25 protein-coding genes are annotated in these 22,280 nt (G+C 37.4%); 6 read left to right on the forward strand and 19 right to left on the reverse strand.

Features of this window, described 5'->3' with window-relative positions; genetic code table 11:
• Positions 1 to 10: 10 nt before the first annotated feature.
• Entirely contained in the window at positions 11 to 628 is a 618-nt protein-coding gene (rhtB, locus tag OW492_RS10960; RefSeq protein WP_290039995.1) for a homoserine/homoserine lactone efflux protein, read from the reverse strand.
• Between the two features lie 66 nt (positions 629 to 694).
• Positions 695 to 1,108, reverse strand: coding sequence for a GNAT family N-acetyltransferase (locus OW492_RS10965; RefSeq protein WP_290039996.1), 414 nt, complete (start codon positions 1,106 to 1,108; stop codon positions 695 to 697).
• A 256-nt stretch (positions 1,109 to 1,364) separates the two neighbouring features.
• On the opposite strand from OW492_RS10965, the gene OW492_RS10970 reads away from it, so the two are divergent.
• On the forward strand, positions 1,365 to 2,210 hold the full coding sequence (locus OW492_RS10970; protein WP_290039997.1) for a LysR family transcriptional regulator: 846 nt from the start codon (positions 1,365 to 1,367) through the stop codon (positions 2,208 to 2,210).
• On the opposite strand, the gene OW492_RS10975 is transcribed toward OW492_RS10970, so the two are convergent.
• A complete protein-coding gene (locus OW492_RS10975) occupies positions 2,161 to 2,943 on the reverse strand; it encodes a TSUP family transporter (protein WP_290039998.1) in 783 nt (260 codons plus the stop codon). The genes OW492_RS10970 and OW492_RS10975 overlap by 50 nt on opposite strands.
• A gap of 240 nt (positions 2,944 to 3,183) precedes the next feature.
• Here OW492_RS10975 and OW492_RS10980 point away from each other — a divergent pair, with 240 nt between their 5' ends.
• The gene (locus OW492_RS10980) at positions 3,184 to 3,561 is read left to right on the forward strand and encodes an RNA-binding protein (protein WP_354669232.1); all 378 of its coding nucleotides are present in this window, start codon (positions 3,184 to 3,186) and stop codon (positions 3,559 to 3,561) included.
• Positions 3,562 to 3,606: 45 nt separating this feature from the next.
• Here the strand turns inward: OW492_RS10980 and OW492_RS10985 are convergent, their stop codons facing one another.
• Both OW492_RS10985 and OW492_RS10990 read right to left on the reverse strand, forming a co-directional pair.
• A complete protein-coding gene (locus tag OW492_RS10985; protein ID WP_290039999.1) occupies positions 3,607 to 3,984 on the reverse strand; it encodes a hypothetical protein in 378 nt (125 codons plus the stop codon).
• Between the two features lie 41 nt (positions 3,985 to 4,025).
• Positions 4,026 to 5,252, reverse strand: coding sequence for a cystathionine gamma-synthase family protein (locus tag OW492_RS10990; protein WP_290040000.1), 1,227 nt, complete (start codon positions 5,250 to 5,252; stop codon positions 4,026 to 4,028).
• 114 nt (positions 5,253 to 5,366) lie between these two features.
• Between OW492_RS10990 and OW492_RS10995 the strand changes: the two genes are divergently transcribed.
• Positions 5,367 to 6,962 carry an ATP-binding protein gene (locus OW492_RS10995; RefSeq protein ID WP_290040001.1) on the forward strand — a complete coding sequence of 532 codons (1,596 nt, stop codon included), beginning with the start codon at positions 5,367 to 5,369 and terminating at the stop codon, positions 6,960 to 6,962.
• A 308-nt stretch (positions 6,963 to 7,270) separates the two neighbouring features.
• On the opposite strand, the gene OW492_RS11000 is transcribed toward OW492_RS10995, so the two are convergent.
• Positions 7,271 to 7,477 carry a cold-shock protein gene (locus tag OW492_RS11000; protein WP_019613006.1) on the reverse strand — a complete coding sequence of 69 codons (207 nt, stop codon included), beginning with the start codon at positions 7,475 to 7,477 and terminating at the stop codon, positions 7,271 to 7,273.
• A gap of 330 nt (positions 7,478 to 7,807) precedes the next feature.
• On the opposite strand from OW492_RS11000, the gene OW492_RS11005 reads away from it, so the two are divergent.
• A complete protein-coding gene (locus OW492_RS11005) occupies positions 7,808 to 8,257 on the forward strand; it encodes a YaiI/YqxD family protein (protein ID WP_290040002.1) in 450 nt (149 codons plus the stop codon).
• Positions 8,258 to 8,329: 72 nt separating this feature from the next.
• On the opposite strand, the gene nqrM is transcribed toward OW492_RS11005, so the two are convergent.
• The 9 genes from nqrM to OW492_RS11050 form a co-directional block, all read right to left on the reverse strand.
• Complete coding sequence (gene nqrM, locus OW492_RS11010; RefSeq protein WP_113820155.1) at positions 8,330 to 8,554, reverse strand: (Na+)-NQR maturation NqrM; 225 nt, start codon at positions 8,552 to 8,554, stop codon at positions 8,330 to 8,332.
• Positions 8,554 to 9,585 (reverse strand): FAD:protein FMN transferase, encoded by a 1,032-nt coding sequence (locus OW492_RS11015; protein ID WP_290040003.1) that lies wholly within the window; start codon positions 9,583 to 9,585, stop codon positions 8,554 to 8,556. Before OW492_RS11015 ends, nqrM begins: the two co-directional genes overlap by 1 nt.
• 5 nt (positions 9,586 to 9,590) lie before the next feature.
• Complete coding sequence (nqrF, locus tag OW492_RS11020; protein WP_290040004.1) at positions 9,591 to 10,814, reverse strand: NADH:ubiquinone reductase (Na(+)-transporting) subunit F; 1,224 nt, start codon at positions 10,812 to 10,814, stop codon at positions 9,591 to 9,593.
• A 67-nt stretch (positions 10,815 to 10,881) separates the two neighbouring features.
• Positions 10,882 to 11,490: an NADH:ubiquinone reductase (Na(+)-transporting) subunit E gene (gene nqrE, locus OW492_RS11025; RefSeq protein ID WP_113820158.1), complete on the reverse strand. Its 609-nt coding sequence runs from the start codon at positions 11,488 to 11,490 to the stop codon at positions 10,882 to 10,884.
• A 5-nt stretch (positions 11,491 to 11,495) separates the two neighbouring features.
• Positions 11,496 to 12,128 (reverse strand): NADH:ubiquinone reductase (Na(+)-transporting) subunit D, encoded by a 633-nt coding sequence (locus OW492_RS11030; RefSeq protein ID WP_113820159.1) that lies wholly within the window; start codon positions 12,126 to 12,128, stop codon positions 11,496 to 11,498.
• Positions 12,121 to 12,900, reverse strand: coding sequence for a Na(+)-translocating NADH-quinone reductase subunit C (locus OW492_RS11035; RefSeq protein ID WP_290040005.1), 780 nt, complete (start codon positions 12,898 to 12,900; stop codon positions 12,121 to 12,123). Before OW492_RS11035 ends, OW492_RS11030 begins: the two co-directional genes overlap by 8 nt.
• On the reverse strand, positions 12,893 to 14,098 hold the full coding sequence (locus OW492_RS11040) for an NADH:ubiquinone reductase (Na(+)-transporting) subunit B (RefSeq protein ID WP_290040006.1): 1,206 nt from the start codon (positions 14,096 to 14,098) through the stop codon (positions 12,893 to 12,895). The genes OW492_RS11035 and OW492_RS11040 overlap by 8 nt, the downstream gene beginning before the upstream one ends.
• A gap of 2 nt (positions 14,099 to 14,100) precedes the next feature.
• Positions 14,101 to 15,441, reverse strand: a complete 1,341-nt coding sequence (locus OW492_RS11045) for a Na(+)-translocating NADH-quinone reductase subunit A (RefSeq protein WP_290040007.1) — start codon at positions 15,439 to 15,441, stop codon at positions 14,101 to 14,103.
• A 279-nt stretch (positions 15,442 to 15,720) separates the two neighbouring features.
• Positions 15,721 to 16,032: a BolA/IbaG family iron-sulfur metabolism protein gene (locus OW492_RS11050; RefSeq protein ID WP_290040008.1), complete on the reverse strand. Its 312-nt coding sequence runs from the start codon at positions 16,030 to 16,032 to the stop codon at positions 15,721 to 15,723.
• Positions 16,033 to 16,359: 327 nt separating this feature from the next.
• On the opposite strand from OW492_RS11050, the gene OW492_RS11055 reads away from it, so the two are divergent.
• Positions 16,360 to 17,076 (forward strand): arginyltransferase, encoded by a 717-nt coding sequence (locus tag OW492_RS11055; protein ID WP_290040009.1) that lies wholly within the window; start codon positions 16,360 to 16,362, stop codon positions 17,074 to 17,076.
• Positions 17,077 to 17,185: 109 nt separating this feature from the next.
• On the forward strand, positions 17,186 to 17,404 hold the full coding sequence (gene infA, locus OW492_RS11060; RefSeq protein WP_007419779.1) for a translation initiation factor IF-1: 219 nt from the start codon (positions 17,186 to 17,188) through the stop codon (positions 17,402 to 17,404).
• Between the two features lie 151 nt (positions 17,405 to 17,555).
• Here infA and clpA read toward each other — a convergent pair whose 3' ends face one another.
• The 4 genes from clpA to OW492_RS11080 all read right to left on the reverse strand — a co-directional run bounded on the left by clpA (position 17,556) and on the right by OW492_RS11080 (position 22,227).
• Positions 17,556 to 19,811, reverse strand: a complete 2,256-nt coding sequence (gene clpA / locus OW492_RS11065) for an ATP-dependent Clp protease ATP-binding subunit ClpA (protein WP_290040010.1) — start codon at positions 19,809 to 19,811, stop codon at positions 17,556 to 17,558.
• 44 nt (positions 19,812 to 19,855) lie between these two features.
• Complete coding sequence (clpS, locus tag OW492_RS11070; RefSeq protein WP_290040011.1) at positions 19,856 to 20,182, reverse strand: ATP-dependent Clp protease adapter ClpS; 327 nt, start codon at positions 20,180 to 20,182, stop codon at positions 19,856 to 19,858.
• 344 nt (positions 20,183 to 20,526) lie between these two features.
• Positions 20,527 to 21,480, reverse strand: coding sequence for a chemotaxis protein CheV (locus tag OW492_RS11075; RefSeq protein WP_290040012.1), 954 nt, complete (start codon positions 21,478 to 21,480; stop codon positions 20,527 to 20,529).
• A 171-nt stretch (positions 21,481 to 21,651) separates the two neighbouring features.
• On the reverse strand, positions 21,652 to 22,227 hold the full coding sequence (locus tag OW492_RS11080) for a hypothetical protein (RefSeq protein WP_290040013.1): 576 nt from the start codon (positions 22,225 to 22,227) through the stop codon (positions 21,652 to 21,654).
• Positions 22,228 to 22,280 lie beyond the last annotated feature (53 nt).

A 22,280-nucleotide genomic window follows, 5' to 3' on the forward strand; every position in this document is an offset into this window, starting at 1 on the left:
TTGTTTAAACCTAAGCTTCAGATCTAGATAAAGCGATCCCCATCCCTATGAACAGAGTACCAAACACTTTATTTACAAATTCCATTATTTTTTGGCTCGTTAAATAGGGTTTCATAACAACACCCAACAAAGCATAACCAAGCATTACTAGGCTATCGATACTCACTACTGTTAGGCCTAATATTGAATATTGTTCAAATAAAGGTTGCTGTGTGCTAATGAATTGAGGCAAAAATGCAGCAAGAAAAACAATAGATTTTGGATTCATTAAGTTGACGACAAAACCTTGCTTTATTAACTTGCTGTAACCTTTGCCCCTAGATACCTCTTGAGTATTGAGCACTCCCTTATCACGCCACTTTTTTATACCCAAATATATTAAATAAGCAGCACCAGTGTATTTAACAACCTCAAAAAACACCGCTGAAGAAGCCAGTAAAGCCCCCAGACCACATGAAACGATAATGATGTGTAATGCTAGTGCTAACTGTAAACCAATAAGCCCTTGTAAAGCAGACTTCAAGCCCCCCATCATTGAGTTATTAATTGAGGCAATAGTACCAGCGCCTGGCGCTAAACTAAATATGACACAAGCCGCGACGAACACACTCCAAACGCCTAAATCCATTTAACTTCTCCATTTTATAACTCGTTATAATTAATAAATTAAAATAATAAATTTAAAACTTTGGCACTAACCAATAGTTTCATGGGGCTCTAGCACCCAGCAGCGAGGGTTATGATTAAACCCAATTTTTTCGTAATATAAGTTAGCTGCTGGCGCTGCTAATAAAATTAGCTTACATTTTGCTCCCAGCTGTTGTTGCGTTTTAATTTGTAATTGCTTGCCTATACCAAGTTGTTGAAAGCTTTCATCAACAGCCAAGTCTGATAAATAACAGCAAAAGTGAAAATCGGTCACACTTCTAGCAATGCCAATTAACTGCTCACCCTGCCAAGCACTGATTACAAGATTACTATTATTAAGCATTCCTTGTAGGCACTCCTCATCTTCTAAGGGTCTTCTTTCTCCTAAGGAAGTATTACTTAATAGCGCCTTAAACTGCGTAACGGAGATAACCGTATTTAGCTTATAATCTATATTCATACTTACCCTTAAAATAATCTAACCTGTTTATCACTTCTTATCTAGACATTACTTAATGTATAGTTTTCAATCAACACTTTAAATTATCAATCAGATAAACGAGCTTATAAATAAAAATAAACGAGCGCTTACCAATATAGCTTTTACCATATTAAATAGTCACTACCTGAATCGGCTGTAATAAGGTAAGTTACTATCGTAATTAATGGCATGATAAAAACTAACGAACATATTCACCACGGAGAAGCTTTAAGCTATGTTGCTAGAAGGGATTGAAACATTATTGGTACTTAGCAATGAGAAAACCATGAGCCGAGTTGGCAGCCAGTTATATATTAGCCAATCTGCGGTCAGTAAACGTATCGCATTACTAGAAAAGAAGTTAGGTAAAAAGCTGATTGTCCCAGACGGTCGACATGTTCGTCTTACTGCCGCAGCAAATGAATTAATCGCGAGTGTAGGGCCAACTTTTCATGAATTACAAGGACGAATCTATGAGCAACATGCATTACAAGACCAAACTATTATCACATTAAATTGTTCAGAAACTTTAGTTGCAGGTTATTTATCATCTATGATGGGTGATTATTTTCAGCATGATTCATCAATAAAGATCAGTACAGACCACACTCCAAGAATCATAGAAAAGGTGCAATCAGGTAAAGCTACAATTGGTTTTTGTGCTGGTCATTTACCACCACATCATGGCCTTAAAGCTATTTTCCTATGGAAAGAGCCTTTTGTATTAGTTAGTCAAACACCACTATCAGCTCTACCTACTCACATATTAACAAACGACTTAACTAACCCTGCCAACCGTTACCAGTTAGATATTTTATCATCACTTGGCATTGAGCCACTAATGGAAATGGATTCCTATACCGCTTCAGCTCAACTAGCGCTAAATGGTATTGCCGCAGCCTTAGTGCCTCTTTCTATTGTTAATACTCTAAAAATAGAAGAGCAATACTGCTTTAACTTTACTGAATTACAGCCGCTATTCAGACCCGTCCATCTTTGCTTACGCCCTAATACTTATCATAATACTCGAGTTAAAAAGCTCCTTGAAGCCATTGCCAATGTTGTTCCCAAAGTAATTTAATAGCCATCGTCATTGACATAACGATGACCAGAGGTCGAATTAATTTTTGGCCTCTTCCTAATACAACTTTTGCCCCCATCCTTGCACCAATAAAACCACCGCAAGCCATAGCTAAACCCAGTTCCCATAGAGGAAGCCCAGCAAAAATAAAAAAACTCAGTGCTGCAATATTAGAAGTAAAATTCAATACTTTAGTACGAGCAGTTGCGGCAACTAAACCATAACGGCCTATCGCAACAAAACAAACAGTGAAAATAGAACCTGTACCGGGACCGAGAAAACCGTCATAAAAGCCTATACTTCCTCCAATCACAAAAGCAAAAGTAGCTTCTGACAATTTCGCTTTATCTTCAGGGTGTGGTGTAATCGATGAAGAAAAAAGAAAATAACTTGAGATGGCGATCAGCATAATTGGAATAACACTCATCAACAGGTCTGGATTAACATGCTGAACTGTTATCGCACCTAAGGCAGCTCCTGTAAAAGTACAAAAAATGGATAGACGCATCGACTTTATCTGTACTGCTCCAGAACGAATAAAGTACCAGCTTGCAGAAAAACTCCCAAATGAGCTTTGTAGTTTATTAGTGGCTAATGCTTGAGCAGGAGGAATCCCCGCAGCCAGCAAAGCAGGAACGGTTAATAAACCTCCACCACCCGCCATCGCATCTATAAAGCCAGCTAGAGTTGCAACTGCAACCAATAACATGATGATCTGTAATGATATTTCCATTCTTTTCCCTTAACTTTTTATTGGGATGAATATACCACTACAATGGCTTAAGTATGAGTAAAAGAGAGGAAAGCAACCTATTCCATTTTTTCAAGAGTTGCTTAATGAGCTACTCTTATTAATTAATAATTAGTTGATAGCTTATTTTTATTATCTATTTGTTAATTCCTTCCCCTTTAAACAGCAATCAATACGAGTTCCTGTTAAAATATAGAAAATTATTCAATGAAGTGAGTTCCCATGAAATTATTAGTACGTAACCTTGCCAAAGCAACAACAGAAGAAAAATTACTGAATTTATTTAAAGAGTACGGCAACGTTCAATCTTGTAATCTTGTTCTAGATAAAGAAACAGGTGCATCAAAAGGTTTTGCTTTTGTTGAGATGCCTAAAGTAGGTGAAGCGAAAGCGGCTATTAAACAATTAAATAGCTATAAATTAGCGGGTAATTTAATTCGAGTTAAAAAAGCAGATACAAAAAAAGAAGCAGCACCGGAAACTCCAGCACCAAAAACAGAGGCGGTAAAGAAAACTGCAGAGACAGACTCAATGGAAACAGCTGAAATGGTTGATCCGGCAAAAGTCTGGGGTGAAGTAAAGGATGAAATAAAAGAATAATGTAAATATTCGCTTTGAGCTCAAAGAACTTAATAGCACTGATTACTAGTCTTTAGTGCTATTAAGCTTGGCTTTATAGTATTGGCGAGATACTGAGTCGAATCGATTTAAACAGAGCTGGTATAAACCAGCACTGTTTATATAACTTAACAACAAAGTCCCTTTCTCATATTCACTGTTAATATAAGCCAGTTCAGCCTCACTATAAGCAGTATTTTCGGCTAATGTCGTTTGTTTGATATCTTGATAATAATAAGCCATCACAGAGTCACCTTCACTCTCAGCTAAACCCTGACATTTCTCATAGTTAGCTAACGCATCGCCAATACTTTTTAAAGTTTCTTGATTCGGCAATACGGGTTGCTCCTTTGCCAAAGCAAAGAAGCTAAATAAAGAAAATAACAATACAATGGAATATTTCATCGACATTAACACCAAACAACAAGGAGTTTCCCCTTGATTGCTTAAGCTAAAGCTTGTTCAAAGTCAGCAATGAGATCCGCCGTATTTTCAATACCAATCGAGCAACGGATCATGTTTTCACTAATCCCCATCTCCTGGCGTAGCTGTAACCCCATTTCAAAGTAGATAGTAGGTGCAACAGGTAATGCCAATGTACGGTTATCACCTAAATGGGTTGCACTAATCACTAGATTTAATTTATTTAAAAACTCGCAGCAATCAATTCCATCAACTAAATCAAAACTTAAAAGAGCACCGAACCCCCTGAATAATGATTTTGCACGTTGATGCTGTGGGTGCTCACTTAAGCCAGGGTAATAAACTTTAGCGACTTTAGGGTGCGCTTGTAATAACTCAGCTAAAGCCATGCTGTTCACCGCTTGACGCTCCATACGTAGTTCCATTGTTTCACTACCAACAGAGATAAGGTGTGCTCCTTGAGAACTTAAACAAGCGCCCATATCACGTAAGCCTTTTTTCTTAATCTGACTAATACCCCATAGGTTACTGTCACCTTTACGATAACCTTCATAGATATTTGGGTATTTTTCCCAGTTAAACAAACCAGTATCGGTTACTGAACCGCCCATGGCATTACCATGACCCGCTACATATTTAGAGAGTGAAGTAACAATTAAACTCGCTTTAACATCTTTAGCATCGAATAAATAGCTCGAAGTAATGGTATTATCAATCACATAAACAAGCTCATTTTCTGAACAGAACTCGCCAATTTCATCTAGTGCACTTACTTGAGTTACAGGGTTGGCGATGGTTTCTACGAAGACCATTTTAGTATTACTTTTTAAAGCAGCCGTTACATCATTAACATCAGTAGCATCAACTAAAGTCACTTCAATACCGTAACCTTCTAATGTGCCTAATAAAGAAGTGGTATTACCAAATAAAAAGCGGCTACAAATAAGGTGATCGCCAGATTTTAATAAAGTTAAAAACGTAGCGACGATAGCTGACATGCCACAAGAGAAAACAGCGGTTGCAACACCATTATCCATTTTTTGAATTTTTTTACATAAAGCATCTAGGGTTGGCGTTGAAGATCGTGCGTACGCGTGGCCAGGTTGCCCTTGGAAAACATCGATCAATCCTTGTACATCTTTAAACCCGTATGGCACAGAATTATGTATTGGAGCATGAACGGCACCTGCTTCTAGGCCCAACTGATGATCTGAATGCACTATTTTTGTGGTAAAACCTAACGCTGTCATTTAAATTCCTTGCTTTTATTCTCAATAATGATCGCTTTGATCTAAAATGTCGTAAATTTAACGTATTATGCCTAATCTAGACGGATTTAGCATTAGGTGTATTAAGGAAATAAATTGAAGTCAAATATATACAGTGTTTTGGTTTTTTTATTGGGGTTAGCGTTTTCTTACTTCATTTCTGTACACCTGACAGAAAAAGAAAAAATACAGCAACAACAAAATATATTGCTTGAAAGTAAGAGCATTGCTTTTAATATTCGTAACAGCATTGAAAGTAACGCCGAACAAATCCAGCTATTAATTAGCCATTGGACTTCGATTGAAGATCTCAATGGTCATTGGGAAATGGACACCAACCTACTGATTAATAGAAATCGATTTCTTACAACCATTAAGCTATTTCCCATGGTCGATGAATCTCTGTTTGATTTACCTCCACAAACTTTAATTAAAGCCGCTAATGAGATAGAAAAAAGAAGGCAGTTACGAGCTCGTGACCACCTACCTAAAAACGCAAACCAGGTGGTATCGAATTTTGTTTATACTACCCGTGCATCTTATCTGCCAGATAATAATATTGAGTTAAAACTACAGTTTCCAATTGTGATTAATGACCAACTTATCGCCTATGTTGAAGTCCCAATGCAATTAGGTATGTTATTGAACCATAAACTTGACACTTACCAAATTACCAAGCCTTTTGCGATATCGGAAAATGGTACTGTATTATTTAATTATCTACCTGAAAGATTGCACATCAATAACATTACCAAAGAGTCTACCATTCATGTTTTTGGACACACTTGGAAATTAATGGTTTGGTCTAATATAATCCACCAAGAAAAAGGCCTCTTTTTAATTCTATCATTACTCGTTTCTTTACTTGCAGCTATTGTCGTTAAGCTGGGTATGTTAAACCATACTTTGTATAAAAATGATCTTAAAAATAAGCATTTAATTAGACAGGTAGATGATGAATGTAAAAGTAGTCAAGCTAAGCTTATCCAATCAAATAAGCTGGCTTCATTGGGTGAGATTGCAGCAGGAATCGCGCATGAAATTAATCAACCTTTACAGGTTATTTGTATCCATACCGATATTTGCCAAGAAAATATTAAAAATGGCAATTATCATTTAATTGAAAAGAGCTTTAAAGCCATCACTACACAAAGTGAGCGCATTGAAAATATCGTTAAACAAGTAGGTAGTTTTGGACGTGACAGTGAATTGGACAATTATCAGCATGAAGAGCCGAACCGACTCTTTAACAACGTTATTTCAATCGTTATTAACCAATACAAACAGGACCAAGTAGAACTTAGACAAGTTATCCCTAGTTCGCTTCCCCTACTATTTTGTAATAAAACACAAATAGAGCAAGTATTAGTTAACCTCTTAATTAATGCTAAGGATTCTGTTGAAACCTCGGAAAGAAAGGTCGTTTTTTTCAAAGCCCACGCTCAAGATCATAAACTGTATATTCAAATTTCCGATTCAGGAACAGGTATTGATCCTAGTAAAGTCAACGATATTTTCACCCCGTTTTACACGACTAAACCACTAGGAAAAGGGACTGGATTAGGGCTATCGATTAGTTACTCGATTATTCATCAACACCAAGGTCACATTAAGGTATCTAGTGAAATAGGCCATGGCAGTGTGTTTACTGTAATCCTTCCTTTTGAGAAACCAAAAGCTAGTTTAAATTAAAACGTATAACACTATTAATTGTGTTATCTGTAATGTTAGAAATGATAAAAGAAGTTAAAATTGAATTGGATAGTGAAGTGAGTGATAAATCACTATCATCCTAATGAGCAGCAATAGCTTTACTGATTATATGTTTTAACACATAACACAAGCATGTAATTAGGATGATTTGATTTGGGTGTAGCTTAGGAGAGTTGTTACTAGGGTAAATCTACAAATATATTTTTTATAAACGCATAAAAAAAGGCAAGTCATAACCTACCTTTTTTTCAATCAGAATGAGCACTTACATGCTCATCGAAGCAATATTAAAGAGCTACGATGTTTTCTGCTTGAGGACCTTTTTGACCTTGAGTTACAGTGAACTGTACTTTTTGGCCTTCAGCAAGAGTTTTAAAACCAGTGCTTGCGATAGCAGAGAAATGTGCGAAAACGTCAGGACCGTTTTCTTGCTCGATGAAACCAAAACCTTTAGATTCGTTGAACCATTTAACTGTACCAGTAGTAGTAGACATGTGTATATCCTAATATATTTGAGTAATTTAACCTTAAAAATTAAGGCAGTTGGCTAGAAGTGTTGCTATTACTTATGATGTATAGGATTCGGTACATAAATACGGAACAAAGAACATAAATATCAAACGAACTTTCAAGCTAAAAAATATTATATATAGGTTTATTTCGCTGTCAACAGCTATTTAACTTTAATATAAAAAAAATATTAATTTAGACATCAACTTTTAAGCATCCATATATTTTTCAATTAGTTATAACTAATTTAGAATTTAACGATTAATTAACACTTTAATATTTGTTATATTTAGCCTTTAAAAATCGAGGTAAATATGACAATTTGGATTGATGCAGATGCCTGCCCAGTGGCAGTAAGAGAAATGGTATTAAGAGCAAGCACAAGGACCCAAACACCCTTGGTATTTGTTGCGAACTCTCCATTACCAGTTCGTAGAACACCTCTAGTAAAAACAGTACAAGTTTCACAAGGTTTTGATGTAGCCGACAACTACATTAGTCAACATGTAGAGTTAAAAGATTTAGTCGTGACTCAGGATATCCCCCTCGCCGCGGAACTAGTTGAGAAAGGAATAATAGCACTTAATCCTAGAGGTGAACTTTATACCCCAGATAACGTAAGACAACGCCTAGCAATGCGTAATATGGCTGAAGAATTAAGAAGTATAGGGCAAATTAGTGGCGGGCCTAATAAGTTTTCAGATAAAGATAAACAAAACTTTGCAAACTCATTAGATAAATGGCTTCAAAAAGCAAAAAGGTAAGCCTTGACTTACCTTTGTAATAAAAGAAATCTTATAAGCTTAAACTCATACCAATCATTTATATAATTGGTATTAGATAATACGAGTTTCAGCTTGTAATTTCTTTAATCTAAGTTCTTCTGCTTCCTTCTTCTTACGTGTATCACAAGGATCTGGGCAGTCACACTCTTTATCGATGCCTACAGATGCAAGTCCACCACAGCTACCGCCAATGGTTTTTTGATTAACAATGTAACCAATTGCCATCGCAACGATAACTAATAAGAAAACAACAAAGGTAGCAATAAAATAGATCATTATTTTTCCTCTACAAGGTATTGTTCAAACTCAGGAGTGAAAGATTCAATAAATCCATCGCCCTGCTTGGTCAATAAAAAAACAGGCTGTTTTAATTTAGTTGCAAATTCTAAGCCGTCTTTAGGTCCTAATACAGTAATCGCAGTAGCTAATCCGTCTGCAACCATACTACTTTCGTCAATCACAGTAACAGATACTAACTTATGATTGATAGGACGACCAGTTTTTGGATCAATCGTATGGGAATAACGTATACCATCTGCTTCAAAGTAATTGCGGTAATCACCTGAAGTGGCAATGGCACTATCACCAATATGCAATAAACGCTGTACGTTTTGACCTAATCCAGGGCGTTCAATGGCTAAAGTCCAAGGCTGTTGGTTTAACTTAGTTCCACTGGCTCTTAACTCACCACCAATATCCACCAAGTAATTATTGATGCCTTTTGCTTCCATAAACTCAGCAATGGCATCAACACCATAACCTTTAGCAATCGATGATAAGTCGACATATAAACCCGGTTTGGTTTTAATCAGTTTATTGCCTTCAATAGACAAATATTGACTACCAATATTTTGCTTAGTTTTTTCAATTAGTTCAGCATCAGGAATCTTATTAGGTTTTTTATCTGGACCAAATCCCCATAAATTAACTAAAGGCCCTACTGTGACGTCAAAAGCACCACCGCTTTGCTGATATATCTTAAGTGCTTCAGAAACTACTTTTATTGTTGCGTCTGATACTTCTTGTGAAGATTCACTTTTGTTAAATAAAGACAATTCAGAATTAGGTCGGTAAGTCGACATTTGATCATTCACTAATTCTAGTTGCTGATCAATTAACTCTTTTAGTGCATTACTTAATAGTTGTTTGTTAGACGTTTGTTCACTCGACAATACATAAGTCACTTGATAATAAGTGCCCATGGTTTGTCCCTGAACTTTTAATAATGCAGGCTCAGGTTTAGTGCACGATGAAATAAAAAAGGCTAGCCCTATTAAGGCTAGCCATTTAATCGATGCGTTAATCATCGGGGTTAACCACCGAAGTCATCAAGTAAGATGTTTTCGTCTTCTACACCTAAATCTTTAAGCATAGCAATAACTGCAGCATTCATCACTGGTGGACCACACATGTAGAACTCACAATCCTCTGGAGCCTCATGATCTTTCAGGTAGTTTTCATACAATACGTTATGAATGAATCCAGTGTAGCCATCCCAATCATCTTCAGGCTGAGGGTCACTTAGTGCAACATGCCATTCGAAGTTTTCATTTTCAGCTGCAATAGCATCAAAATCTTCAACGTAGAACATTTCACGTTTAGAACGAGCACCATACCAGAAGCTTGCTTTACGTTTAGTTTTTAAACGACGGAATTGATCGAAGATATGAGAACGCATTGGCGCCATACCCGCACCACCACCAACAAATACCATTTCGTTTTCAGTTTCTTTAGCAAAAAACTCACCAAATGGACCTGAAATCGTTACTTTATCACCCTCTTTCAGGCTAAAGATAAACGATGACATTTTACCACAAGGTAATGATAGATCACGTGGCGGTGGCGTAGCGATACGCACATTCAACATGATGATACCTTCTTCACCTGGGTAGTTAGCCATTGAGTAAGCACGAATAGTCTCTTCATCAACTTTTGACTCTAGATCAAAGAACTTGAAGTGTTCCCAATCGCCACGGTACTGCTCTTCAATATCAAAATCTTTATATTTGATATGGTGTGCAGGTGCTTCGATTTGAATGTAACCACCGGCTTTAAACGGTACAGACTCACCATCAGGAATTTGTAGTTTAAGCTCTTTAATGAATGTAGCTTCATTGCCGTTAGAAATAACGGTACATTCCCACTTCTTAACACCAAAGATCTCTTCTGGAAGTTCGATATCCATGTCTTCTTTAACATTAACCTGACATGATAAACGTTCACCTTCTTTTGCTTCACGTTTAGTAATGTGGTCAAGCTCTGTCGGTAGGATATCACCACCACCTGATTTGATTTTCACACGACACTGGCCACAAGTACCACCACCGCCACAAGCAGAAGAGACAAATACACCAGCATTTGCTAATGCACCTAATAACTTACCACCCGCTTGGGTTTTGATGCTTTTGTCTGCATCATCATTAATAGAAATTGTAATATCACCCGTGCTTACAAGTTTTGCTTTTGCCGATAAAATAATAACGACTAGAGCTAAAACGATAATTGTAAACATGGCAACGCCGAGAAAGATTTCCATCGACTTTTTCCTTGTTTTGGGAGGGAAATAAATTCCCTCGAATTCATCTAAGCTAAAACAGTAACAACTACAGCTGGATACCAGAGAATGACATAAAACCTAATGCCATTAATCCAGCCGTTACAAATGTAATACCTAAACCACGTAAACCATCTGGTACGTCAGAGTATTTCATTTTTTCACGGATACCCGCTAATGCGACAATTGCTAATGTCCAACCAACACCACTACCCACACCGTAAACAACAGACTCTAATAAGTTGTATTCACGTTGAACCATAAACGATACACCACCGAAGATGGCACAGTTAACAGTAATAAGTGGTAGGAAGATACCAAGTGCTTGGTATAACGCTGGAAAATATTTATCTAAAATCATTTCCAAGATTTGTACTAACGCAGCAATAACACCAATGAAAGTGATAAAGCCTAAGAAGCTTAAATCAGCGTCTGGAAATCCTGCCCAACCAAGCGCACCAGGTGCTAGTAGGTTAAAGTAGATAACTTGGTTAACAGGTACCGAAATACCTAATACCACGATTACCGCAATACCTAGACCGATTGACGTTTTCACTTTCTTAGAAACAGCAAGGAAAGTACACATGCCTAAGAAGAAAGCCAGTGCCATATTTTCCATGAAAATAGAACGCACAAATAAACTAAGATAATGTTCCATTCAAATTACTCCTTTGGCTCAACTTGTTCTGGTTTAATAACGCGAATAGCCCAGATAATGCCACCAATAATAAAGAAAGCACTAGGAGGTAATAGCAATAGACCATTACTTTGGTACCAACCACCATTAGAGATTAACGGTAAGATTTCGAATCCAAATAAAGCACCTGAACCGAACAACTCACGGAAACCACCAACTAAAACAAGGATTAAGCCGTAACCTAAACCATTACCGATACCATCCATAAAGCTTGGGAATGGCGCATTCTTCATAGCAAATGCTTCTGCACGTCCCATAACGATACAGTTAGTAATAATAAGACCAACATAAACCGATAACTGTGTAGACAGTCCATATGCATAAGCTCTTAATACTTGGTCAACAACGATTACCAATGAAGCGATAATAGCCATTTGTACAATGATACGTACACTATTTGGAATGTAGTTACGAATCATCGAAATGAACAAGTTAGAGAAAGCCGTTACAAATAATACCGCTAATGTCATTACTACAGCAGTTTGTAATGTTGCCGTTACCGCTAACGCAGAACAGACACCAAGAATTTGCAATGCAATCGGGTTATTACTTACAACCGGAGAGGTAAGTACTTCTTTTAATTCAGTTGATTTAGCCATTGTTTAGCGCTCCTTCACGAACTTTGCTAAGAAATGGACCAAACCCTTGCTCACCTAACCAGAAAGTAAAGGTATGCTCAACCCCAACACTAGTTAGTGTTGCGCCTGATAGACCATCAATTTTATGTTTAGAGCCAGCAGGTGCTTGACCTTTAACGATTTCAATAGCAGGGTCACCATTCTCATCGAACAACTCTTTACCTTTAAACAAGTTGGTCCAACGAGGGTTTTGAACTTCACCACCTAACCCAGGTGTTTCACCTTGCTCGTAATAAGTAATCGCTTCAATCGTATTACCATCAGGTTGTATTGCAACAAATGCATACATCGTTGACCATAAACCAGCACCGTGTACAGGTAAGATAATACGTTGTAGCTCACCTTGGTCATTAGACACTAGATAAACCGTAGCAAGGTTTGCACGACGACCAATTTTAGCAATATTATCTTCTGCACTAAGCTTAATGCTCGTTTCAGGGTCTTTAGCTGCTTTACGTTGGTCATAAGTAATTGGATCAGCAGTTGAAACAAACTCACCAGTTGCTAAATCAACTAACTTTGTTTCAATGTTAGAATTAAAAATTTCAGACACTGTTTTATTAGTTGTTAAACCAGCAACATCAAGAATTTTATTTTGCTTATCAATCGCTTTATTTTCGATCTGTAGTGGACGTAAGCCAACGGCTGCGCCTGCTACAATAATTGAACATACTAGACAAACTGCTAGTACGACAATCATCGTTTTGCCAAATGTTTCTTGTTGGTTAGACATTACGAGCTAGCCTCCGTTTGATGTTACCTTGAACGACGAAGTAATCGAATAACGGTGCAAATAAGTTAGCGAATAGAATTGCTAACATCATACCTTCTGGGAAGGCTGGATTTACAACACGAATCAATACCACCATCAAACCAATCAAAATACCGTAATACCATTTACCTTTGTTAGTAAATGAAGCCGATACGGGATCAGTTGCCATGAAGATCATACCAAATGCAAAGCCACCCATTACTAAATGCCAATACCAAGGTAATTGGAACATATGGTTAGTATCGCTACCAATCACATTAAATAGTAATGATGTTGCAATCATACCGATCATCACACCAGAGATGATACGCCACGATGCAATACCAGTAATTACAATGAAAGCACCACCGATTAAGATAGCTAATGTAGAAACCTCACCGATACTACCTTGCATGTTACCTAGGAAAGCATCTACCCAAGTTAATTGTGCGTGAACTGCATCTAGACCACCTTGAGACATCACACTTAATGAAGTCGCACCAGAGAAGCCATCTACTGCTGTCCACACTGCATCACCAGAGATATCTGTTGGGTAAGCAAAGAATAGGAAAGCACGGCCAGCTAATGCAGGGTTTAAGAAGTTACGACCTGTTCCACCAAAGATTTCTTTGGCAACAACGACACCGAAAGTAATACCTAGAGCTACTTGCCATAGTGGAATCGTTGCCGGTACAATCAATGCAAACAGTACAGAAGAAACGAAGAAACCTTCATTTACTTCATGTTTACGTACACTTGCAAATAACACTTCCCAGAAACCACCTACGACAAATGTCACAGCATAAATTGGTAAGAAGTAAGCAGCACCGAATAAGAAGTTATCAAATACACTAGCGCCAGACCCTAAAGTCACACCAAATGTATTTAACAAGGCTACACGCCAATCTTCTAATGCAGAATAACCCGCAACAATTGCATCATTAGCTTGTACACCTGTGTTATACATACCGTAGAACATCGCAGGAAACGTTGCTAACCAAACAAAAATCATCATGCGTTTAAGGTCAATACTGTCACGTACGTGCGTAATACCTTTGGTCACATAACCAGGAGTATAGAAAAATGTCGCAGCAGCTTCATACAGAGCGTACCATTTTTCATAACGGCCCCCTGCTTCGAAGTGCGGTTCCATTTTTTCAATTAAGTTCTTAAGACTCATTATTAGCCTTCCTTCTCAATTTTACTTAGACAATCACGCAAGATTGAACCGTATTCGTATTTACCTGGGCAAGCGTAAGTACATAAAGCTAAATCTTCTTCATCTAGCTCTAAGCAGCCTAACGTTTGTGCACCATCTGTATCACCTACGATTAAGTCACGTAATAATACAGTCGGTAAGATATCTAATGGCATTACTCGTTCATATTGACCGATTGGCACCATTGCACGCTTACTACCACCTGTAGTTGTAGTGAACGCAAACTTTTTAGCACTACTTAACGCAGATAAGAACGCACGAGAAACTGAGTGTTTATTTAAGCCAGGAGCCCCCCAACCAAATAACTCTTTATCGTAACCTTCAATTAATGCAGATACTTGATTATGGTAACGACCTAAATAAGCATGAGGCCCTGTAGCAGTAACACCACATAGCACTGAACCCGAAATAACACGCACTTGACCAGCGATAAGTTGATCAGCAGTTAATTGAGCAGTAGAAGCACCTAGAACGGTTCGCACTAAACGTGGTTTTGTTACAGCAGGACCAGCTAAAGAGATCACTTTTTCACTGTAAACTTCACCCGTTACAAATAACTTACCGAATGCGATCACATCTTGGTAGTTAATTGACCAAACCTGCTTAGTAGCAGACACAGGGTCAATGAAATGTATGTGAGTTCCCGCTAATCCAGCAGGATGCACGCCAGTGAAGACTTTTTCTTCAACGCTAGCAACATCAGAAGTAGGCAATGTCGTTTGATCTTTACAAACATAAACCTTACCTTCAGTTAGCTGAGATAAAATAGCCAAACCGTCAGTGAATGCTTCTTGGTTATCATTAATGATAAGACTTGCGTCGGCTGCTAATGGGTTAGTATCCATTGCAGTAACGAAAATAGAAGCGGGCTGAGCATCAATTGCTGGCACTTTACTAAATGGGCGAGTGCGTAATGCAGTCCAAGCGCCTGATGCAACTAGGTTTTCAACGACTTTGCTACGCTCAATGCTAGCTAGTTGCTGGCTTTCATACTTAGCAAATTGCACACTATCATTGCCTTGTATTGAAATAACCACAGATTGCAGCACACGTTTAGCACCACGGTTGACTTCTTTAACTACACCAGATGCTGGAGCGGTAAAAAGCACACCTTCATTTTTCTTATCAGAAAATAAAGTTTGTCCTTTCTTCACCACGTCTCCGACTTTAACAGCCATTGACGGGCGCATTCCAACATATTCTTCACCCAGTATAGCAACTTCAGAAATGGCAGGACCATTTTGAATGACTTGCTCTGGCGCTCCTGAAATCGGGAGGTCCAGTCCTTTTTTTATAGTAATCATATTCTCTTGCACTATGTTACGGGAGGAAAAAGTTAAATGCCTTTCGGCGATAAAACATTACACGCAATAAATTGAGGTTAACAATTGATTAACATGTACACTAAAAAATTCGGTGAAATATTAACATTAGAGAGGGGTTAATTGCTATATCAAATCAAAAAGCTTACTGCAGTTAGTTCAAATTTAAATAAAAAAAGAAAACAAAGTTTGCAAAAAGCATTCACATTTTAAATTGTGATTAGTTGATTTATCGAACAGACCGTCTCTTGTTGTTATTTCTTACTTTCCACCGCCTAAACATTTTGCTGATTCAGGTGACAACTGATTTTTTTCAGCCCATTGAGTAGGTGTGTAAGTATGTAAAGCTAATGCATGGACAGGGCCAGCAATTTCTTCAGCAAGTAATTCATTAATTAAACGGTGGCGCATAATTAAACGAAGCCCCTCAAATTCCTCACAAACAATAGTAACCTTAAAATGAGTCTCAGAATTTGGTGGTACAGAATGATTATGACTTTCGTTTATAACTTGCAGGTAATCCGCTTGGAAACGCGCTACCAACTTATCTTGGATAGTTTTTTGAACGATCATATTACCTCTATTGACGGTGTACATTGGCTTAGGGAAAGCTAAATTCGTACAACTTAATTAGATGGGACGCATATGTTACCGTATTTCTCAGCTTTTTTTCCAGAATTTTAACATTTAATTTACTTTTTAATATTCAGTCAATAATTTACGTTTTTTTATCAGCTATTATCACCAAAATACAACCGACACTTAGCTCTCCATAAGAGATAAGCAAACTCGCCGATAGACAAGTAAAGGGAATATTATTACCCTAATAGAAACGAGGCCTTAATCATTGTTTCTGAGCCTATACATTTAACAAACGTCCAAAAATTATAAAGGTAAATTGTGTCCCAAACTTCAGAACTAAAAGTTGGCATGACAGCTACTTTCCCCTGCTCGTACTTAGCAGATAAAGAAGAACAGTTAATTATGTTGCTAGATCCTGAAGAAAACGCTAAACAACATTATGCCTCTTTAATGACTATAGGCTTTAGGCGTAGCGGTGAACAAGTATACCGCCCCCATTGCCCTGCTTGTAATGGGTGTGAATCATTGCGTATTAACAGCCAACAATTTAAGTTATCTAAAAGTCAAAAACGCTTAATCAATAAAAATAAACATTTCACAATAGCCATTTCCAATACCATCTCTGAATCCTACTATCCTTTATACGAAAGATACATTAATCAGGTTCACCCTGATGGAGTTATGTTCCCAGCCACACAAGCTCAATTTGACTCTTTTGTTGCCTGTACCTGGGGAGATATTTTATTTATTGAAGTCTATGATGGGGAAAAACTTATTTCAGTGAGTGTGACCGATGTATTAACGAGTGGTCAATCGAGTGTATGGAGTGCTTTTTATTGCTTTTATGATCCCGACTACCATTATGCTTCATTAGGAAAATATGCCGTTTTACAGCAGTTAGATCTGGCTAAAAAACACAATATTGATTTTTTATACTTAGGCTATTACATAAAAAACTGTCAAAAAATGAATTATAAAAATCAATTTAATCCGCACCAACGTTTCATAAACCAGCAGTGGAAGGACTTTGATTAGCTTTTTAGTGTGAATTATGAACAACAATCCTTTACCACTCTCAATTATTCTGGCATTATGCGCCGATTGAAATTAGCACTACTTACCTATTACAAAGGATCCATCGCCAATGGCAAAAGAAGACAGTATTGAAATGCAAGGCACTATCTTAGATACGCTGCCTAATACAATGTTCCGTGTGGAATTAGAGAACGGTCACGTTGTTACTGCACATATCTCAGGAAAAATGCGTAAAAACTACATCCGTATTCTAACTGGCGATAAAGTGACAGTTCAGCTTACACCTTATGACTTATCTAAAGGTCGTATTGTTTTCCGTGCTCGTTAATTACTAGCCGGTAACAAATCAGGCTTTCATTAGCCATAAAAAAACCAGCTTAACGCTGGTTTTTTATCTTTGTAAAAAGATGATCATTATATTAAATAACTAATCTCAATTTCACATAGGAAAAATGATCAGTTAATTAGTGTGGCTGGTATTAATTACTCATCTCTAGTTTTTTCTCGTAATTAAACTCAATACCATCGCCGTCACTATTTAGTATCACGCGAACACTACCACCGTCCTGTAAACTACCAAATAAGATCTCGTTTGCTAATGGCTTTTTCAGTTTCTCTTGAATTAATCGTCCCATTGGTCGAGCGCCCATTGCTTTATCATAGCCATGCTCAGCTAACCAGTTTCTAGCATCGCTACCCACTTCAAGTGACACTTGTTTTTTATCCAATTGTACTTGTAACTGGACAATAAACTTATCAACAACTTGACTAATAACGTTAAGATCCAAGTGATTGAACCAAATAATATTATCAAGGCGGTTTCTAAACTCAGGAGAGAAAATCTTATTGATCTCATCCATCGCTTTAGCGCCCTCTTTTTGCTCTTTGAAACCAATGCTTTGTTTCACTGTTTCTTGAACACCAGCATTCGTTGTCATCACCAAAATAACATTTCTAAAGTCAACTTTACGACCATTGCTATCGGTTAACGTACCGTGGTCCATAACTTGTAACAAGATGTTATAGACATCACTATGTGCTTTTTCTATTTCATCCAATAACACCACAGAGTAAGGATGTTTCACAACCGCATCGGTTAATAGCCCTGCTTGCTCATAACCTACATAACCAGGTGGAGCACCAATTAAACGTGATACCGTATGTTTTTCCATGTATTCAGACATATCAAAACGTAATAGCTCAATACCTAGTGCTTTGGCTAGTTGTTGTGTTACTTCTGTTTTACCTACCCCTGTTGGACCGGCAAAGAGGAATGATCCAATCGGTTTCAACTCGTCGGATAAGCCAGAGCGATTTAAATGAATTGCATCGGTTAATGCTTCAATCGCGCTATCTTGTCCAAACACCGTCATCTTCAGACGTTGATGTAGCTTAGCTAGTGCATCTTTGTCTGAGCTAGAAACTGATTTTTGTGGGATACGGGCAATTTTAGCAATGATGTTTTCAATTTCAGTCACACCAATGGTTTTCTTACGTTTGCTAACTGGCAACAAACGCATTTGCGAACCTGCTTCGTCAATAACATCGATCGCTTTATCCGGTAAGTGTCGATCATTGATATATTTAGCACTCAACTCTGCCGCAGCAATCAAAGCTTTGTTGGTATAACGAATATTATGATGTTCTTCATAACGAGTGCGTAACCCTAATAGAATTTGCCCCGTTTCTTTAATAGACGGCTCAAGTACATCAATTTTTTGGAAACGGCGCGCTAAGGCATGTTCTTTTTCAAATATTTGTCCAAACTCTTTATAAGTTGTAGAGCCAATACAACGTAATTTGCCGCTACTCAACAAAGGTTTTAATAGGTTAGCAGCATCAAGTTGTCCCCCCGTTGCAGCACCCGCACCTATGATGGTGTGAATTTCATCGATAAATAGAATCGCATTGTCCTGTGACTGCAATTTATTTAATACATCTTTAAAGCGTTGCTCAAACTCTCCACGGTATTTTGTACCAGCAAGCAATGCTCCCATATCCAATGAATAGATAATATGGTCTTCAATAACGTCGGGCACATTATTATGTACTATTTGATACGCTAAGCCTTCGGCAATAGCCGTTTTACCAACACCAGACTCCCCCACTAACAGCGGATTATTTTTACGACGGCGACAAAGAATTTGAACACAACGTTCCACCTCTTTTTCACGCCCAATTAGAGGGTCAATGCTCCCTGCAACAACCTGTTCATTAAGGTTGACAGTGAAAGGCATTTCATTGCTTTCCTCTTCAGTCATTTCAGCTTGTTCAGGCTCATGGAAAGTAATGCTATCTGGATGCTTTTCAGTACCATGGGATAAATAATTAACAACATCTAAGCGAGATAAGTTAGATTTTTTAAGTAGGAAAGTAGCCTGTGACTCTTGTTCACTAAAAATAGCCACCAGCACATTAGATGCACTAACTTCTGATTTACCTGAAGATTGAACATGGAAAATAGCGCGTTGTAAAACTCGCTCAAAGGCAATAGTAGGCTGAACTTCTAGTTTCTCTGTTTTTACTTCAGACAGGCTAGGGTTAGTCTCTAAAAAGTTAGTTAATTCAATGTGTAAAGAGACGATATCGACAGAGCAAGCCTGTAGAATTTTCTTTACTTCTTCATTTTCTAATAAGGCTAATAATAGATGCTCTAATGTCATGAACTCATGATATTTTTCATAAGCAATTCGGAAAGCTAAATCAAGGCTATGTTCTAAAGGTTTATCTAGCATGGAGACTCCTTATGAGAGTGTAAATGAATAATCTCGTAAAATTGTTAACTCTCTTTTTCCATTGTACATTTTAGTGGGTGTTGATTGTCTTTAGCATATTGAACAACTTGCATCACTTTTGTCTCAGCAATTTCAGCTGTAAAGGTCCCACAAATACCAATCCCTTTATAGTGAACGTTCAACATCACTTCTGTGGCTGCTTCATGATCTAATCGAAAAAAACGTTGTAACACATCAATAACGAAGTCCATTGGCGAATAATCATCATTATGTAATAACACATTATACATAGACGGCGGCACTAACTTTGTTTGTTCAGACTCAATTGTTGCCGATTCATTGCCAGTTTTTGGAGAATTTTTATCACTCATTTTTTAGTCTAGTCTTCATTATTAAGGTTGTTGAAATAATTAGTCTTTTTATTCAAATAACGTTATGAGCTTCTCAATATTAATCATATAGGAAGACATAAAGCTAGTCATTTATATGTCACACTAACCATATTAAATATACGCAGTACATAATAACTAGGGAAGAAAAATATTTTCCTACTATGTAATCTGCTGATATAAGAAGCAGTTATCACCTCTTATTATACTAACAAACCTTAGAGTAAAGCTTAATCCTGTAGAGTGCAAACAGCAGTGCCTAAAACACTAATATATTACTTTTACTCTATACGACTGTGATAACTAGATTGATCAACTGTACGTATTTATGATTCGATTTTTGCTTTCAAACGGCTTTGTACGACTTCAACTAAACGGTCAGGCTGGAATTTAGATAAAAATTCATTACACCCTACTTTTTCTACCATGGCTTTATTAAAGTCACCACTCAAAGAAGTATTAAGCACTACAAACATATCTGACATACGAGGGTCATTACGAATCTCTGAGGTGAGTTTATAACCATCCATCATAGGCATTTCAGCATCGGTGATCACCATTAGGATCTCATCTTCGATACACTTCCCTTGGTCTAACCACCCCTTTAATAGATTTAATGCTTCAAGGCCATTCTTGGCAGGGATAATCTCAACACCAAGTTGCTCTAGTGTATTCGCAACTTGTTTACGTGCCGTATATGAATCGTCGACATGTAAGATACGTTGTCCAACAAATTCTGGCAAAATATCCGGGTCTACAATACCTTCAGAAATATCAACCTTATAATTGAGGATCTCTGCAAGCACCTTTTCGACATCAATAATTTCAATTAACCCAGTTAAATCGGATCTTGTTTCTTCTTTAAGTTTGGTAATAGCCGTTAAGTAATGGTATCGACCAACCGTTGAAGGAGGCTCCATTATTTCGCCCCAAGTCATGTTAACAATATGCTCAACCTTACCTACTAAAAACCCCTGAATGGTTCGGTTGTATTCAGTAATAATAAGATTAGATTCGCTATCAGGCACTAAAGGCTGCAAACCAATGGCTGCTTTTAAATTAATCACAGGAATGGACTCACCACGGATAGCAACAACACCATCAATATGCGGGTGAGAATTGGGTAGTTTATTGAAGCGAGGCAACTTAACGACCTCTTTTACCTTAAACACATTCAGTGCAAAAAGCTGTCGCCCAGACAAATGAAACAGTAATAACTCTAAACGGTTTTCACCCACTAGATTGGTGCGCTTATCGATATTTTCCAATAAGTTAGTCATATTTATATCCCTATAAAACAAGTCGTGTATTTAATCATTATCACGTTTAATATAATCACTAAAATACTGAGATAATAAACGGTCTACTTATACCAATTACAATAATTATAGCGGCGATGGATCAAAGTGGCTGCTATTCAGCACCTTATCATGTCAACACAGCTGTTTATATTATATGTTGCCCTTTGATAACCCACTTAACAAAGTAGATAATCGCTGAATTTTTATGTTCGATAACTGCCTGTAATCAAAGTAAGGACAAACGATCACTCGTTGACTTACATTGATTGCAAACTCTTCATCTAGCCACAATAACGGGTCTTTTAATTGCTCTGTTTTTATTAACTGCTTTGCATAAGTTCTACCACAGATAATATGTACAGTTTGAGATCTTCTTTTACCATCATAGTCATTATCAATCACTAAACTTGATGCATTAAATAGTAACGCTGTTTGGCTCCCTTCCTGCAATAAATATTGATCTCGATAAGATTGCCAAGTTGGTGCAGATAAAGAAAACTTAAAGTGCTCTGGGTTTAAGGCATAAAGTAATTTGGCGTAAACATTAAACACCTTCCTCCAACCATTTCCACATACTTTACCAATGCTATCAACATCAGTGGATTGCAAAGGAGTCACTCTACTTAACGCTTGCCATTGCGGCATATTCGGTTGATTTTGAATATACACAGCAAAAGTAAAGTCAGCATCTCCTAGACCAATACAAACCTGTTTTTTATCTACCACTCCACTATCACCCTATTAAACCAAAAAACCACGCAAAAAACACCTCATTAGAG

It is taken from the genome of Psychromonas sp. 14N.309.X.WAT.B.A12, from assembly GCF_030397575.1.
In the GTDB taxonomy this organism is placed as follows: Bacteria; Pseudomonadota; Gammaproteobacteria; order Enterobacterales; family Psychromonadaceae; genus Psychromonas.

What these genes read in the sequence shown, in the direction of transcription:
- OW492_RS11045 (WP_290040007.1), bottom strand. Translation starts at nt 15,441, where the DNA reads ATGATTACTATAAAAAAAGGACTGGACCTCCCGATTTCAGGAGCGCCA.
- nqrF (WP_290040004.1), bottom strand. Translation starts at nt 10,814, where the DNA reads ATGGAAATCTTTCTCGGCGTTGCCATGTTTACAATTATCGTTTTAGCT.
- OW492_RS11030 (WP_113820159.1), bottom strand. Translation starts at nt 12,128, where the DNA reads ATGGCTAAATCAACTGAATTAAAAGAAGTACTTACCTCTCCGGTTGTA.
- nqrM (WP_113820155.1), bottom strand. Translation starts at nt 8,554, where the DNA reads ATGATCTATTTTATTGCTACCTTTGTTGTTTTCTTATTAGTTATCGTT.
- OW492_RS10980 (WP_354669232.1), top strand. Translation starts at nt 3,184, where the DNA reads ATGAAATTATTAGTACGTAACCTTGCCAAAGCAACAACAGAAGAAAAA.
- OW492_RS11075 (WP_290040012.1), bottom strand. Translation starts at nt 21,480, where the DNA reads ATGACTAACTTATTGGAAAATATCGATAAGCGCACCAATCTAGTGGGT.
- OW492_RS10975 (WP_290039998.1), bottom strand. Translation starts at nt 2,943, where the DNA reads ATGGAAATATCATTACAGATCATCATGTTATTGGTTGCAGTTGCAACT.
- OW492_RS11005 (WP_290040002.1), top strand. Translation starts at nt 7,808, where the DNA reads ATGACAATTTGGATTGATGCAGATGCCTGCCCAGTGGCAGTAAGAGAA.
- OW492_RS10985 (WP_290039999.1), bottom strand. Translation starts at nt 3,984, where the DNA reads ATGAAATATTCCATTGTATTGTTATTTTCTTTATTTAGCTTCTTTGCT.
- clpA (WP_290040010.1), bottom strand. Translation starts at nt 19,811, where the DNA reads ATGCTAGATAAACCTTTAGAACATAGCCTTGATTTAGCTTTCCGAATT.
- rhtB (WP_290039995.1), bottom strand. Translation starts at nt 628, where the DNA reads ATGGATTTAGGCGTTTGGAGTGTGTTCGTCGCGGCTTGTGTCATATTT.
- OW492_RS11035 (WP_290040005.1), bottom strand. Translation starts at nt 12,900, where the DNA reads ATGTCTAACCAACAAGAAACATTTGGCAAAACGATGATTGTCGTACTA.
- infA (WP_007419779.1), top strand. Translation starts at nt 17,186, where the DNA reads ATGGCAAAAGAAGACAGTATTGAAATGCAAGGCACTATCTTAGATACG.
- nqrE (WP_113820158.1), bottom strand. Translation starts at nt 11,490, where the DNA reads ATGGAACATTATCTTAGTTTATTTGTGCGTTCTATTTTCATGGAAAAT.
- OW492_RS11040 (WP_290040006.1), bottom strand. Translation starts at nt 14,098, where the DNA reads ATGAGTCTTAAGAACTTAATTGAAAAAATGGAACCGCACTTCGAAGCA.
- clpS (WP_290040011.1), bottom strand. Translation starts at nt 20,182, where the DNA reads ATGAGTGATAAAAATTCTCCAAAAACTGGCAATGAATCGGCAACAATT.
- OW492_RS11050 (WP_290040008.1), bottom strand. Translation starts at nt 16,032, where the DNA reads ATGATCGTTCAAAAAACTATCCAAGATAAGTTGGTAGCGCGTTTCCAA.
- OW492_RS10970 (WP_290039997.1), top strand. Translation starts at nt 1,365, where the DNA reads ATGTTGCTAGAAGGGATTGAAACATTATTGGTACTTAGCAATGAGAAA.
- OW492_RS11015 (WP_290040003.1), bottom strand. Translation starts at nt 9,585, where the DNA reads ATGATTAACGCATCGATTAAATGGCTAGCCTTAATAGGGCTAGCCTTT.
- OW492_RS11000 (WP_019613006.1), bottom strand. Translation starts at nt 7,477, where the DNA reads ATGTCTACTACTACTGGTACAGTTAAATGGTTCAACGAATCTAAAGGT.
- OW492_RS10965 (WP_290039996.1), bottom strand. Translation starts at nt 1,108, where the DNA reads ATGAATATAGATTATAAGCTAAATACGGTTATCTCCGTTACGCAGTTT.
- OW492_RS10990 (WP_290040000.1), bottom strand. Translation starts at nt 5,252, where the DNA reads ATGACAGCGTTAGGTTTTACCACAAAAATAGTGCATTCAGATCATCAG.